Source organism: Plebeiibacterium sediminum, from assembly GCF_026013605.1.
In the GTDB taxonomy this organism is placed as follows: Bacteria; Bacteroidota; Bacteroidia; order Bacteroidales; family Marinilabiliaceae; genus Saccharicrinis; species Saccharicrinis sediminus.
This window is the reverse complement of the sequence record NZ_JAPDPJ010000019.1, coordinates 1-16353: the sequence shown is the minus strand read 5'-3', so window position 1 is coordinate 16353 and position 16353 is coordinate 1. Positions and strand designations below refer to the sequence as shown.

Here is a 16353-nt window from a genome sequence, read left to right as displayed (position 1 = left end):
TACAAGTGCTAATTCGTTTATAATAATTACGCAGAAATTTTATTTAAATATCTATCTTTAGGTTTTTCAAAACATACATTTCTAAAAACGACAAAATTATTTAAACCTATGAAGAATTTAATTTATGCGTTAATTTTTGTTTTTGCGATTAGCTGTACAAGTGAAAAAAAGCAAGACATTCAATTAATGGACGCACAAAACTTTTCTAAAACAATTGATGGTAAAGAGGTTAATTTATTTACCCTTAAAAATAAAAATGGCTTGGTATCTCAAATTACAAACTTCGGAGGACGTGTTGTTTCTCTTTGGGTACCTGACAAAAACGGAACTTTTGCTGATGTAAGTATTGGTTACAACAATATTGATTCTTATATCAACAATACTGAAACATTTTTTGGCGCTTTAATCGGACGCTATGGAAACCGTATTGGCAAAGGTGAGTTTGTTATTGAAGAAGATACTTTTAAGTTAGACATTAACGACGGAGAAAACTCTCTACATGGTGGTTCTTTAGGTTTTCATATACAAGTTTGGGATGCAAAACAATTAGGTGAAAACAAACTTGAGTTAACTTATACTTCAGCTGATGGTGAGCAAGGATATCCTGGTACTGCTAAAATTAAAGTTGTTTATGAATTAACTGATGCAAATGAATTAAAAATCGAGTATTTTGCAACAACTGACAAGCCTACTCATATTAACTTAACAAACCATACTTATTTTAATTTAGCAGGTGAAGGTTCAGGAACAATTAACGATCATTTATTAATGATTAATGCAGATGCATACACTCCAGTTGATGCTGGATTAATCCCAACAGGAGAAATTGCAACTGTTGAAGGTACTCCATTTGATTTCAGAACTCCAACTGCTATTGGTGCCAGAGTTAATGATGATAACGGACAGTTAAAACTTGGTGGAGGTTACGATCATAACTGGGTATTAAATACAACCGAAGAAGAATTTACTTTAGCTGCCACATTAAAAGATCCTGTTTCTGGAAGAACAATGGATGTATTAACTACTGAACCAGGAATTCAATTCTATGGAGGTAACTTTATTTCAGGAGAATTTGATGGTAAATATGGTAAGAAATTAAATTACCGTGAAAGCCTTTGTCTTGAAACTCAACATTTCCCAGATTCACCAAATCAGGAAAATTTTCCATCTACTCTAGTTCAACCAGGAGAAGAGTATCATACAACAACAATTTATAAGTTTAAAGCAGAATAAACTTATTACTTACAATACACAAAAAGCGTTAAGGATTGCTCCTTAACGCTTTTTTTTTCATAAACTAACAGGTATCTAAAATGATATAGATATTAAATCTTAAAATAGGAAACCAGATCTTTTAACTTACCCGCATGATTTGACATTTCCTCTGACTGAGCGGCTAATTCTTCACTGGCTGCCGCATTTTGTTGCGTTACATAATTTAATTGTTGAATGGCGTTATTTACCTGATCAGCTCCTTGTGTTTGCTCCATACTGGCCGCAGCAATTTCTTTTACTAAATCAGATGCCAAAGCAATATCCGGAAGTATGCTCACCATTCTTCCTCCTGCTATTTCAGACATCTTTAAACCATTCAATACATCACTTTCTATCTGCTCTGCAGCCTCTTTACTTCTTTCTGCTAATTTTCTGACTTCATTTGCCACCACAGCAAAACCTTTACCATGCTCACCAGAATTGGCTGCTTCAACTGCCGCATTTAAAGCCAGTATATTTGTTTGCATGGCAATTTCACTAATAACAGCCGACTTTTGTGCAATCACCTGGTTTGCTCGTACTGTTTCTTTCGTATTTTCAGATAACTCATCAATACCTTCTTTTGCAGCAAGAGATATATGCTCTGTTCTTTTTGAGTTTTCTGTGTTATTTGAAATATTTGCTACGATTTCTTCCATCGTTGAAGAAATTTCCTCAACAGAAGAGGCTTGTTCGGATGCATTTTGACTAATTAAATTTGCTGATTGGCTCACCTGTTGACTAGCCTTGAGCATATTATCAGATCCATAAACTACTTCCGAAATAATGGTTTTTAGTTTATCAACCATCATATTAAAACCTTTCACCATCTGACCAATTTCATCGTTCTGGTTGTAGTTTAACTTGTGGGTTAAATCTCCTTTTGACAGTTGTTCAGCTAATACAGAAACTTGCTCAATAGGTTTCGAGAAGCTTCTGCCGAAAAAGTAAGATACAAATATGAGTAATACAACAATTATACAAACAATTACAATCAACTTGTTTCGTAAATCTTTTGAAGCTTTAACCGCCTCCCACACATCCATTTCTGTTAGTAAAGCCCAATCTAAACCTCCAATATTAATATAATCGTACGAGCTAATAACAGGTATTCCCCGGTAATCATCAACAATTTCAATTCCTATCTCTTTATTCAGCGCCTTTTTTGTAGTAACTCCATTTACTGTAGTATTTAATATGGCATCTTCTATAAAACGAGAATCCGAACGCATTAATAGATCCTGTCCCACCAAATAGGCCTCACCTGATTTACCCATTCCAATACGATTGGTCATGATATCGTTAATCATTTTATCAGGTACCTGAACAGCTAGAATACCTTTCATTTCGTTATTTTCATCCATTATTGGACATGTTACAAACTGAGCCGGATCATTATTGCTTGGTTCATAACGTTTTAAATCAGACACTCCAATTTCTCTTTTATTTACTGTGCGCCTCCATAAATCTGTAAAATGAGATTGCTTTAAAAAACCATTGGGAAGACTTTCTCCCAAATCACTTTCTTTAGCGACAGTAAACATTACGTGGCCTTGATCCTTTGAAATCAAAAAAATATCGTAATATCCTTTGGTTTCAATAAAGGTTTTAAATGATTCGTAATGATCTTTATAAATATCCTGATAATGCTCACTTGAAACATTAAATGCATTTCCTATATGAGCCTCTTCGGTTTCTCCGTATTCCAACAATCTATCTAAAAGCAGATTTGTTTCATAAGATGCAGAGAAAGCTTTTAAATCATTAAAGATGTTAGTGTAAAATTGATCAATAGCCTTCTTTTTTAAGTTGGATAAGGCTTCTATTTTTTCAATGTTTTCATTTTCAAGAGCCTTACCTGAATTGTAAATGGACAAGACTCCAATACTTAAAGCTATAATCAGGCCAATAGATTGGGAAAAAATTAATAGTTTGGTTAAGATCTTTAAGTTTTTCAATCTAATAAATTTCATTTTGTGTGTATTTGCCGGTTATTCAATTTTACTTAAAGCCAGAGCATACCTTTTCAAGAATCATAAAGTCTGTAACATGAATTATTCTGGTGGTAATAGAATAGTACATGAACCTTATGAATAAAAAGGTAAGACCTTACCTAAAAGTTTTCTTACATTATTAGTTTTGTGTGCGTTATAGAAATTGAAGGGCAAATGTATACGATTAAAATTAGTATTTATCAAACTGTATTTTTACAGGTTCCAAATAGCGCAATATGACAAATGTCATGTATTTTAAGGCACTGATAAAGTGTAAGTTATCGACTGTGTTAATTATTTTTAAATATTGTAACATATAATAAATATAAACTAAAAAGGCCATCTCATATTGAGACAGCCTTTAAATAGTTAAATAGTATAAAAATCAACTCTTTTTAATATGTCGTTTTAATTATAAACCAAACATCAGGATTACTAACACTTGTAAATTTAACTTCCGATGGATCTTCATCATTATCTATTTCAGTTATATATGGGGCATTATCAGCAATTTCATTTATAAAGACTTCCAGGTGGGTATACCAAGTCCAGTTAAAACCACCATCAATCTTTATAAAATCAAGATAATCAGAATGACCAGGTACTCCTACAAAATTCATATTATAATGTGCTCTATATGGTCCTGGATAAGAATAAAATGAAATACCATAATCCCCATAAACCGCACTAACCTCACCTAAAGTAATTACGGTATATAACTCTTCTCCCCAAGTATTAGCATTAGCATTATAAGCAGAAACCCAGGAATTAAAAATTTCACTTGAACGATTTGCTTCAACACTTACATCTAAATACCATACTGTAGAGTTTAAATTAATTGGTGGAACTACAATATCAAAAAAAACATTTCCAACAGATGATTCAAGTATATTATTTTCACTATTATAAACAAAATCTTGATACATAATCCCTGCAATATCAATTGGTTCATAGAAATGTATTCCCTCCGCAGAAATAATATATGGTATTTTATATGAGTTCCCATTCTCCGAATCTATGTCTTGAAGATCAAAAACTATATTCCTAGCTGTATTTTGCGTTGCTGCATAAACACCATCAACATTTACCGCTAAAGTTACTCCAGATATGCGGCTAACCATATCTGTAATGTCATTTAAATAATTCTCTACTGGCTGTTCTAGCTTAATCAATCGCATTTCATTACCCGTTTTTGTCCCTTTTAAGGTAACAACTCCATTTTCATAAGAGATTAACCTAAACTCATAATCTCCACCTTTAGCATCATATTCATCAGCTGACGGGGTAGCAAAATAGTGCATAAAATTATTATAAGTATTAAATGTAAGTACTGGACCTCCATAACTAATAACATCATAATACGATTCAACAGACTGCGATATATCAACTGCTAGTTCAGTCCAAACAGATGCTTTTCTGTCTTCTCCAAACTTAACAACAAAATTATACCCACCATAACTTAGTTCTTTCTCAGGAAAATATTGAAAAGACCATCCAAACTCAGAATCCTGTAATATTCCTAGATACTCCTCTACGGCTGCTGTTTTTCGCTCTGAAGCCGTTTGATCAAATATCTCCTCTGAATCGTTATCACAGGATACTGCAAATACCAACACAATAGAAAATAAGATTAAATATATAATATTCTTCATATTCTTACATTTTTAAGATTCACAACTCATTATACTATTCTATTATAATACTATCTAGATCAATACGATCTAAATTTTCTGCTCTTGTTTGAATAGCATTCCTCAATTCATCTATATCTATATCCCATGATTGCTCCAAATAAGAGGTTACAATAGCGATTTTCTCGTTTAGAATGGCTTTCCCTTCATCTCCTGCCTCATCTAACTTAGCATTCCAAGTTTCTTCTGAATTAGTTATATAATGTGCTATAAGTTCAACAAAGTCTTCATTAGCTTCCTTACTTGAATAATCACTTATAAAACCATTCTGTAAAGATTCGCCTTCTGCCCATGCTTCATTCCACTCTCCTCCTACATATTCTGTAGCAGATATTCTATCAAAATCTGTAGTATAATCTATCGTTTGATGTAAGATATGCGAAAATTCATGAAAAATAGTTCGAAAATAATATTCATATAAATACTCTATATTCGAAACATCTAGTTCATTAATATTATATAACGTAATTTTTAATCCTCCTTCTGCAGTACCTAAAACCATAGTCCCATTATTTCTATAGGCAGCAGATCCCACTAACATAATCATTTTAGGAAAATACTGTTGAAGAAAACCTTGTGGTGCAACTTCATCATATGCATCTAAACATAAGTATTTTACAAGATTGGCTGTTTTTATAGAGTTTTCATACAAAGCAGGCACCAACTGGTAATCCATGTCTGATTCTATATCTTCCATCTTGTATAATACCTGGATATTATACGGATCTGTAAAAACCTTCTCTAGGTAGTTATCAAATTCATTCTTTTGTGAATCATCAATAGTTATGACTGTTTTGCCTGTATCAGGTTCTTCATCTTTAGAACATGCTCCTAGTATAAATACAAAAGCCAATATTGCCAACCACTTTATTGATTTACTAATATTTATCATAATATTTTGTTTTTTTTAGTTACGAGGATTAGGTTCAATTCCTGCAGTAATAACATCCATTGGTATTTGAAGTGCTCTTCGAGGATCATCTTTAGTTAAAACATCAATAACTTTCATCCCTCCATTTGCTTGTACCTGATAACGAACAATTTCAATTCCATAGCGCTTTACATCAAACCAACGAAGTCCCTCATGTATTGTTAAAATTCTCCTGCACTGCAAAACATATTGTATTAAGTTTTCTTGCGTACCTGAAACAACAGAAAAACCAGGTTGTAAAACTTTCTTTGAAGTCGGAACTTCCTCTGATGAATAAGTTAAATCTGCGTAAAAATTATCGATATCCTCTAATGTAGTTTCTGAATCTGCTATAAAAAAATTACCAGCCCAATTATTTAAATCACTTACAGCATTAGAATAATTTTCAAGCATAATAGCAGCTTCAGCTCTAACTAACAAAGTTTCATCATAATGAAATGGAATCATCACAGTTTTATAATACCCTATACCAGCCACAGCATCAGTATATTCAAATAAGTATGGAATTTTATAAGATAATGTTTTATCTATATTTGTTCCCGAATATACAAAGGGTCTAAAATTATAATACGCTGATGAAATACCTTCGGGAGACCAAGGTAATCCGGCAAATAAAGTTTCAGCATAAGCTAATGAATTGGTATGACTATACCTAGATCCTCTGTAATAAGCCCCAAAATACAATCCCATACCTGAATTAAAAGGTAATGCCAATAGATCAGAAGCGTCGCTGATATATGCATTAGTTACCGGACTTGGACTACGAGGTAACTCTCCCATTGCAACCCAATCTCTCAGCTGTCCAACTGGGTTATCACCCAACACTATGGTTGCATAATCATATGCTTTTTGCCAATTTTCATAGTACAAGTTAAAACGTGCAGCAAAAGCATATGCAGCTTTTCTGGTAAAATGATATAATCCAACTTCATATATATCATCACTAATCAAAGGTAAAGCAGCTTCGATATCAGCATTAATTTTTTCATAAACCTCTCTTACTGTTCCCCTTTCATATTTTGGATCTAAAGTTGTTTCCGATTTTTCCATGTAAGGAATACCTAAATCCTTTCCACTTGTTGTCGAATTATAGTTTTTACAAAATATATTCACTAATAGAAAATGAGAAAATGCTCTTGTTATAAGCGCTTCTCCCTTTTCGGCTAACAAATCTTCTTCTCCAATTTCTTCAATAGCCGATAATGCTAAATTTGAATTTGCAATAGCTCCATAGGCGCCAGACCATATCGTTTCAAGATCTTCATTATCTTCTTCAGTTATATCTTCCCAATTTGCATATTGCTCAAGAATACGAGAAGTATTAGGATTAGATTCGCCAGTGTCATATATATTATCTGACGACAATTCACATGCTAAAGCATAATTGCCTGTTGGATATGCGGAAACCAACAATTTCTGAATTTTTTCTTTACTGTCTACCTGAGCTCTATTATCAGGGGTCTCATCGAGAAAGTCATTACATGACGAGAAGACAATAGAAATAATTACTATATATATAATATTGAGTCTTTTCATTAAAATAATATTATTCAATTATAAAACAATCTTAAATACACATTTTTTAATATAAAAATAAATATCCTCTACAATCCCAGTTTTAGAGTAAAAGTGTATTGTTTTGGAACAGGTACAGCAACACCTCCGGCATTAAAAAATTCCGGATCTTGTCCATTAAGCTTATCATCCGAATAAATCAAAAACAGGTTAGTTGCTTGTAAACGAACAGACAGATTGCTCACCTTAAGTGCATTACACAACTCTTTTGAAAAATCATACGAAAGAGAAATTTCCTTCATACGAACAAAATCTCCTTTGGCAATTCGTGCAGAAGAATAATTATAAGCGTTATATGCTGTTGCTAAATCAGATGAACCAATATTGTTCTGCTGTCTTTTCGTTGCAATCACGGGCACATCTGTATATTTCTCATCCCCAGGAGCCACCCATCTGTTTTTAAATTCACGAGGTAAGGCATCCAAATCGGAATATGAGCTCTTAAAAACTGGATCTAGACGAATTACATTTCCAAATGAGTACGTCATAAATACATTTAAACGCAAACCTTTATAAGTAAAAGTATTGTTTAAACTTCCAATATCTGTTGGATCGGCAGAACCTGAATATTCAAGAAAATCTAAATTATCACGCTCTTGAAAGTATACATCATAAGTTGTTGTTTCGCCACTTTGATTTATAAAAGTAGGTAATCCTTCATCATTTAAACCTTTAAATGGTATAGAAAAAATTGATCTAACAGAATAGCCTTCTCTCGCAAATCCATTACCTGTTACTAAGTCTATAACTCTTGAAGTTGTTTCTAATTCTGTAACCTCATTTTTTACTTTTGAATATACAAAATTAGTCTGCCATTTAAAGTTTTGCGTTTTAACATTAGTTGAAGATATAGACAATTCATAACCATTTGATTCCATTGAGGCAACATTTCCATACTTAGCTACTTCTCCTCCTAATCCCTGTGTATTAACAATACCTATTAAGTCAAAATTATTTCTTTTATAAATATCGAAAGTAGTATTTAAACGATTGTTTAGAAATCCCATTTCTAAACCAAAATTAAGTTCATGCTTCTTTTCATAAGTCAATTCACTATTTTCGAGAGATTTAATATATAAAGAACTTTCTTTTACGCCGGCAGAAGGTCTCCACGGTGTTTGGCTATCAATATATACTAATGAATTTGTTACATTATAAGGTCCCCTATCTGCAGTTAAACTATAGGATGCTTTTAATGTTAGATGCGACAGTATTGGTCTCAAACTTTCAAAAAATTGTTCTTCATCAACATTCCATGCTCCCGAAACATTCCAAGTTGGTAACCATCTTGCGCTTCGAGATTTTCCTAATTTATTTGACCCTTCATAACGAATTGTTCCATTCAATGTATATTTTCTATTAAATGAGTAAGTTCCATTAGCAAAAAAGGCTACGTTGCGATATCTTGTATTAGATATACCATAATATAAGTTATTGTCCTCTATTCCTTTTTTAAATAGTTCGTATGAATAAAATGGTATTTCTCCCATAGAATATTGCATACCCCAGCCTGTAAAATTATTCTGTTCACGATCAGCATAATTAACTTCTGTGCCCCCATATATATTTACAATATGTACATCTTTAAAAACATTTTTATAGGAAGCTGTAGCCCTAAAATCGTAACCTAACATCGAATAATTTGTTCTTTTATAAATACCTCCTTGAGGTAATACCGTAACAGGTAATGCGTAAGGGTCATCTGGATCAGTATATAAAAACGGGTTCTTGTCGCGAATTGTTGTATTTCCCATTGCCCTATATGCCTCTGCCTGATTAGAAAACTCAGTGATATCATGTTCCTGTGATGTTGACTGATATTTTAATGCTCCCAATGCAGATAACTCTAAATTAGAAAAAGGTTTCCACTTTAGTTCTGATTGGAATTTAACATTCACAACATTCAGGTCTATACTATTTTCTTTCAACTCCTTTTTAATATTAAAAGGAGCATAATTCCTAATATAGCTCACATTCGGATCTAAAGTTCGTGATGAATTTAATGCAAAAGAATATGGATTAATGTCAAAATCGCGCTTAACTTCACCTGTTACCACATCTTTATTTTGTGATAAAGTACCGGGTGCTTTTTGCTTACGATACGAACCATTAGTAATAATATTCAGTTTAAGGTTATCTCTAATATCAAAACTTGAATTCAAATTTGCAGTATAACGATTAACCTTACTATCTAATGTCCAACCCGGATCAACTAGAGCACTCAATGATGCATAATAAGTTGACCTGTCATTTCCCGAAGAAATACTAACTGAATGGTTATGCATCACATTTTGCTTAAACAATTCATCAAACCAATCTGTATTCCTGTACTCAGCATTTCTCAAAAAAGCTGCAATTGACTCCGGCGTATTGGGCAACACAAAGTTACCATTCTCATCCAATTGATTCAATTGATTGTACATCCGACCATATATTCCACTCTCGCTAGCGTTGGCCACATCAGCGTAGTTTAACCAACCTGCCTCACGCATCTCTTCATAAACAGACATCTGCTCCTGAGAGTTCATAATATTAAAATCGCCATAAGAAGGCGTTAAACGGTATGTATACTCTCCTGTATAACTAATCTTACTTACTCCTGCTCTACCCTTTTTTGTTGTAATTACGATTACACCAGCCATGGCTCGCGCACCATAAATTGAAGTTGCAGAACCGTCTTTTAATATTTCATAACTCTCAATATCCTCTGAGTTTAATCCTGCAATAGCTGAACTAATAAGTGTTTTTACATCTCCTGAAGATAAGTCATCAGAGCTCATTTCAACAACATCATCCATTATAACACCATCTACAACCCACAATGGTTTAGAGTTTCCATATATTGATGTTGCACCCCTGACTCTAATTTTAGGAGCAGTACCAAAGGTTCCTGATACATTTTGTACTGAAACCCCTGCTGCTCTTCCTTCCAATCCACGGCTCACATCTGCAAGTCCCGCTATTTTTACATCCTGAGCAGCTATCTTCTGACTGGCTCCAGTAAAGAGTCTCTTGTCTGTTGAAACCATTCCGGTTACAACTACTTCATCAAGGTCTGTAGCATCTGGCTCTAGTACAACTTTTATAATTGTACCTCCTTTTACTGAAATTTCTTTTGGTTGCATACCGATAAATGAAACAACCAGAGTTGCTTTTCCTTCAGGTAAAGTTAAATTAAAATGTCCCTCAACGTCAGTTGCTGTTCCAATTTGAGTTCCTTTTACAATAACTGCAACTCCAGGTAACGGTTCACCTACATCATCAACTACAGTACCACTTATATTTCCGTCCTTTTGTTGCACTGCATTTGAAATAATAATAGGTTCAGGTTTCACTATTATGTAATCACTATTTATTTCATAACTCAGACCTTCATCCTTTAATACACAATACATCAAAGCATTAATTTCCATTTTATTATCTGGCAAATTAATTACTTTGTCTTTATTAAGCTTATCGTTATTGTAAATTACAGTTAACCCGGTCTGACTGTTAATTTCCTCAAAAATTTTTTCTATTTTTTGTTGGCGATCTACAATGTAAATATCATGCTGTTCCATAGCAAGCACTACATCATACATACTGGATATCAACAACATAAAAACTACCACTATCATTCTCAAAAGAATGTATTTTCCCCGATACCTGAACTTATCTAGTCCAGGTAGAAATGTTTTAAATTTCTTCATTGGCTATTTTCTAATTAGTTAAATATTGATTGGATTATTAATTTTTTACAATTACTATATTTTCCTTTATTTCAAATTTTAAGTTTGTTGTTTTCTGCAATACTGTGATAAAATAATCGATTGATTTATCCTTTTTTATCATACCTGTAAATCTATGACCTGATATATTAATATCTTCAAAATCAAACTTTATATTATACCATTTTTCGATACGCAACGAAATTTCTTTTAGAGATAGATTATTAAACTCAAACATTCCGTCTTTCCAAGATGTAAATTTATCCGCATCAACTTCAACAATCTTGGCTACATTATTATTATTATTTAAAAATTGTTCTCCAGGCTTTAATATAAATTTATTTTTAGAGGTTTCAACCGTGACCTTACCTTCTACTAGTGTAACTGCGTTTTCTACCTCGCTTAAATAATGATATACATTAAATTTTGTGCCTGTTACTATAACTTGAGAATCTCCTGTTTTTACAAAAAATGGATTCGTAACATCTGATTGAACTTCGAAATATGCCTCCCCATTTAATTCTACAACTCTCTTTCCTTTTCGAAAATAATCAGGAAACTTAAACTCACTACAAGCATTTAACCAAACTTTTGTTCCGTCTGATAATTCTACATAATAGTCTTTACCAATAGGAACTTTTAATGTACTCCACGTTTGCTGTTTTAGCGTATCAACACGGACAGAGCTCATTTTTAAATTTTTATCATTCCCTTGCATGCAAACCAGATTCTCATTTATATTAATTGAACTATCTGATAAATTATAAACCTGTTGATCACGTTGTAAAATAACCTCTCTAAATTCATTAGGAATTTCAACTTCAGCTATTCTATTGTTTTTCGAATGATTACCCTCACCATAATTAATTAAAAATAGTATACCTGCAATAATTGCAGCCATACTTACAATTTTTACTACAGCTCTTTTTATTACGGTTAACTTTTTATTCTTCAGGTTCTCATCAATTAAATTATTTGACGTATTCCATTTGTTCCTGAGCCATATATCAATTTCCTTATCAGATTCAAATTGATCTAAAAATTTTTCCAAATCTTTAATTCTATCAGCCTTTATTCTTTTCTGACTTAATATTTGCTCAATTTTATCTTTATAGCTCATTTAATTAAATGTTATATATTATAATACGATTGAACTTTAAAGTTCCGTGATCGAATATTTATTTTTTTTAGATTTCACCCCCTTTTTTTTACAAAACAACAAAACCATATGTCGTATTTTTCTTTTCATTACCCTTTAAAAAACATAATTGAGAGATAATAAAAGAGAGTATTGACAAAAAAAAGGAAGAAACTATAGTAAGTAAAGTTTTCGTAGATTATTTTAATAAAGAATTTATAAGAACTAAAAATGAAGATAAATTTACAAGTCCTTTCCTAAGCCATATCAAAGATTTTCGAATATGGGTGTCTACGGTATTCTCCGAAATATTCATGATCCTTGATATTTCACGATAAGTTTTTCCATTAAATCTACTTAATTCAAATGCCTCTCTTCTTTTTGCGGGAAGTTTATCAATTAGTAGTTTTATCACTTTTTCTGTTTCTCGATAATTTACAATATCTTCCAATTGGTTATCTATCAATGAAAACTCTGAAATAATCTCTTCGATATATTTCTTACTTCTTAAAACTCGTCTTAAATAATCATTAATACAATTTTTGGAAATTGTATAGATATATGAATTAAAAGATTTATTTGGGTCAAGCTCACACTTCTTATCCCAAATTTTAATAAAAACTTCTTGAACAATTTCCTCTGTATCTTCTCTATTTGATATAGTTTGATATACAAAACGATAAATACGATCATAATAATCCCTATAAATACGATTAAAAGAATTTACATCTCCTTTTGATAAACTAACAAGAAGGCTTTTATTATCCATTATAAACTCTCAATATTTAATTATCCATCAACTTACTCAATGTATTTGTTAACATCAAATCTACTTTTGTTGTTGTACTCGACAGGATTTATTTTCTAAAACTTAAAGATTATTTGTTAACTAATGACTAAACGGAGATTTAGAATTACACTTTACTACAAAAGTAAGCTATTTATGTTACAATTTACAATATCTATATATTATAAAATAATACTCTGACACCATAGATACAAAGATCTAAAGTTACAGATTCTTATTATAATTGGTATTTTTTTAAAACTATAGATATAATATGTCAATAGTTCAATTAAGTAATAATGATCTAAAATTCAAAAAATAATCTATGTATTTTTTATTGTTTCCATGTGATTATTAATACTTTGGAATGAATTTCACAGGTTCTGCTTAATCTAACTAAAATCCGATAAAAATTATGACTATCTAAAGACTTTGGTTTTCCTTTTTTACTACAAAAAAAATTCATCCAACGTCTGAAACCAACAATCAACAATATAAAAAAGGTCAATCCCCTATTGAGAATTGACCTTCCTTTATAATTTGATGCCTAAAAATTAATTCTTATATCTTTTTTTAGGGCCTTATTTTATTATTTCATTAATCTAACTTCAAACACACCTCCGGCAACAGAGCCCTCAGCAGCAACAAACTTCACCGTTAATTTACCATTTGATGAATCCACAATGTCTTTAGGTAATTTATAGTCTATGGTATAAAATACATTATCGTTATTTTCAAGAACTACATCTTTATACTTCTTATTATTGATCAAAATTGTAAAAGTTCGTCCTCCATTATAACCACAATACATTACCCTTAAAACTTTTGCCTCCTTTTTTGGATCTTTTAATTCATAACTAAACCATCCTGTTGCATCGCGCCAATGTTTGCCATTAAATACTCCAATATTCGATTTTTCGCTTTTAACAAAATGATCTGATTCAGGTTGTTGTTCTCCGGGATAAACCAAATCAATAGTTTGGGCTTCTAATGCCTGCTTTGCTTTTTCTTCTTGCTCAATCTTCTTTTTAATCTCCGCTAAACCATCTTTTGTCTCACTCTGCCAATACACAATATATCTTGACTCATGAACATTGTAAAATGGCATCAATTGCAAGTTTTTATAGTGATCAGAAACTAATGAATCCACCGTAAATGTTAAAGGTTTTCCATCTACCTCATGTACTTTACTCTGAATCGTATTTGGATCACTCATGATAATAGGCATATCCTGTAATGGAACTTTTGGTCCAGCAGCAATATGTCCTCCACGGCTATCATCTGCAAACATACCGTCCATATGAGTGGTATCTGTTTTTGCAGCCAAAACCACAGGTCCGTACTTAAAAGAGTAGAAATGCTCATGATCAGGAATTTGCTCCACCTGAATATGCATTGGTAAAACAACTTTTACTACATCTCCTTTATTCCATTTTCTATCGATAGATAAGTAACCATTTTCCAGGACTTTAAAATCAACAGAACCTCCATTAATTTCTATTTTTAAATCACCTTTATGAACCCAGGATGGATAACGAACTTTTAAATTAAAAGAAGTTGCTTTTTCTGGATTTACAGCTAATTCCACAATATCACTTTCAGGAAAATTGGTTTTCTGAATGATCTCAGTATTTTTCTCTTTCCATGATAATTTTGAAGGAATAAATAAGTTAACCAATAATTCATCACCCTGATGTGCATAAATCATTTCTCCATACTTGGCGTGATTTTCAAGACCTGAGCCTACACAGCACCAAAAACTGGTTTGAGGTTGAGAATAAACCCTGTAATGTCCTGTACGCATCGGTGTAAAATATACAAACCCACCTGTTTCAGGATTTTGAGTTGATAATATGTGATTATACAAAGCTCTTTCGTAGTAATCCATATACTTTCCCTGAGGATCTGACATGAATAATAGCTTTGTTAGTTTAAGCATATTATAGGTGTTACAAGTCTCTGGGCCCTGTTCACTATCCAACATACTTGAATAATCATCGATTGGATGAAAATGCTCTCTTACACTATTCCCACCAATACAAACAGAACGCTTGGTTACTACATTTTCCCAAAAATAACGAGCCGCATCACTCCACGCCTGATTATTTTCTTCATCAGCCACTCTTTTATAGCCAATAACTTTTGGAATCTGAGTATTGGCATGCATACCTGTTAGTTTATCTTCTTTGTTTATCAAAGGATTTAAAACACTAAGATCAGAAAACTGATGCGCAAGTTGTAAGTACTTTGAATCTCCTGTTAATTGAGCCACATCAGCAAAAACTTCATTTAAACCACCATGCTCGCTTCTTAGCATGTCCTGAATTTGCGCTTCACTAAGATTTGCAACCAACTGAATAGCCCAATCGGATAGTTTAATGAGCATATCTTTTGCAACAGTACTTCCACCGTACAAATAAGCATCTCTTAATCCTGCGTATATTTTGTGAATGTTATAAAGAGGTACCCATTTTTTATTTAATGAAAAAGAACCTGCATCGATATTACCTTTTGCAATGTCCTTCCACATTTCATACCCTCCTGGAATTCCTCCAAGATATCCATCACCAAAGGCATCCTGACATTTTTTCAATTCGGAAATCATGTATTCCATGCGTTCTTTCATTCTAACATCACCTGTTGATGCATACATTAATGAAAGTGCGGTTAAGTAATGACCTCCAATATGGCCATCTAAACCTGTATTTTCCCAGTTTGTATAACTTTCAGCCTTAGGTTCTAACCCGGCTTCTCTCAGATATGGAGCTAATAAACGATCTACATCCATCTCTAAGATATAATTCATATCTGTTAGCTCTGCCTTTTTAAAAGGACTATCTAACAATTCCACATCGCTTAACTGGAAAGGTTCTAATTTGGAATTCTCTTGTTTGCAATTGGTACATAAAACAACTACTGCAATCAAGTAAAATAGCATTATATTTTTCGTCATAACCTGGATTTAAATATTACACAACACTCTGGTTTATACAAAAGAATTATAGTTAATTAAAAAAAGCCGATCAGAAAAATTCATAATCGGCTTTTCGTCCTAAAATAATTAACTAATTAAATAAGCAATTTCGTTACTTGTTCGTATACATTATCGGCAGTAAAACCGAATTTTTCATCTAATACAGTGTATGGACCAGAATATCCAAAATGATCTAATCCCCATACTGTTCCATTAGCTCCCACAAGACCTTCTAATGTTACAGGTAAACCTGCTGTCATACCAAATCTTGGAACATCAACTGGTAAAACTTCGTTTTGATA

General features: G+C 32.3%; 10 protein-coding genes. 1 reads left to right on the top strand and 9 read right to left on the bottom strand.

Going from position 1 to position 16353, the window contains the following annotated elements; genetic code table 11:
* Nucleotides 1-108: 108 nt before the first annotated feature.
* Nucleotides 109-1233: an aldose epimerase family protein gene (locus OM075_RS09975; protein WP_301190361.1), complete on the top strand. Its 1125-nt coding sequence runs from the start codon at nucleotides 109-111 to the stop codon at nucleotides 1231-1233.
* A 92-nt stretch (nucleotides 1234-1325) separates the two neighbouring features.
* On the opposite strand, the gene OM075_RS09970 is transcribed toward OM075_RS09975, so the two are convergent.
* From OM075_RS09970 to OM075_RS09930, 9 genes are all read right to left on the bottom strand, one after another.
* Nucleotides 1326-3227 (bottom strand): methyl-accepting chemotaxis protein, encoded by a 1902-nt coding sequence (locus OM075_RS09970; protein ID WP_301190360.1) that lies wholly within the window; start codon nucleotides 3225-3227, stop codon nucleotides 1326-1328.
* A gap of 416 nt (nucleotides 3228-3643) precedes the next feature.
* Nucleotides 3644-4900 carry a DUF4302 domain-containing protein gene (locus OM075_RS09965; RefSeq protein WP_301190359.1) on the bottom strand — a complete coding sequence of 419 codons (1257 nt, stop codon included), beginning with the start codon at nucleotides 4898-4900 and terminating at the stop codon, nucleotides 3644-3646.
* 34 nt (nucleotides 4901-4934) lie between these two features.
* Nucleotides 4935-5831, bottom strand: a complete 897-nt coding sequence (locus tag OM075_RS09960) for a zinc-binding metallopeptidase (protein ID WP_301190358.1) — start codon at nucleotides 5829-5831, stop codon at nucleotides 4935-4937.
* A gap of 15 nt (nucleotides 5832-5846) precedes the next feature.
* Nucleotides 5847-7406 carry a RagB/SusD family nutrient uptake outer membrane protein gene (locus tag OM075_RS09955; RefSeq protein ID WP_301190357.1) on the bottom strand — a complete coding sequence of 520 codons (1560 nt, stop codon included), beginning with the start codon at nucleotides 7404-7406 and terminating at the stop codon, nucleotides 5847-5849.
* Between the two features lie 68 nt (nucleotides 7407-7474).
* The gene (locus OM075_RS09950; RefSeq protein ID WP_301190356.1) at nucleotides 7475-11134 is read right to left on the bottom strand and encodes a SusC/RagA family TonB-linked outer membrane protein; all 3660 of its coding nucleotides are present in this window, start codon (nucleotides 11132-11134) and stop codon (nucleotides 7475-7477) included.
* A 37-nt stretch (nucleotides 11135-11171) separates the two neighbouring features.
* Nucleotides 11172-12272, bottom strand: a complete 1101-nt coding sequence (locus OM075_RS09945) for a FecR family protein (RefSeq protein ID WP_301190355.1) — start codon at nucleotides 12270-12272, stop codon at nucleotides 11172-11174.
* Nucleotides 12273-12489: 217 nt separating this feature from the next.
* Nucleotides 12490-13059 carry an RNA polymerase sigma factor gene (locus OM075_RS09940; protein WP_301190354.1) on the bottom strand — a complete coding sequence of 190 codons (570 nt, stop codon included), beginning with the start codon at nucleotides 13057-13059 and terminating at the stop codon, nucleotides 12490-12492.
* A 607-nt stretch (nucleotides 13060-13666) separates the two neighbouring features.
* Nucleotides 13667-16030 carry a glycoside hydrolase family 127 protein gene (locus OM075_RS09935; protein WP_301190353.1) on the bottom strand — a complete coding sequence of 788 codons (2364 nt, stop codon included), beginning with the start codon at nucleotides 16028-16030 and terminating at the stop codon, nucleotides 13667-13669.
* A gap of 116 nt (nucleotides 16031-16146) precedes the next feature.
* On the bottom strand, nucleotides 16147-16353 hold a 207-nt coding region (locus tag OM075_RS09930; RefSeq protein WP_301190352.1), incomplete at its 5' end, for a transketolase-like TK C-terminal-containing protein.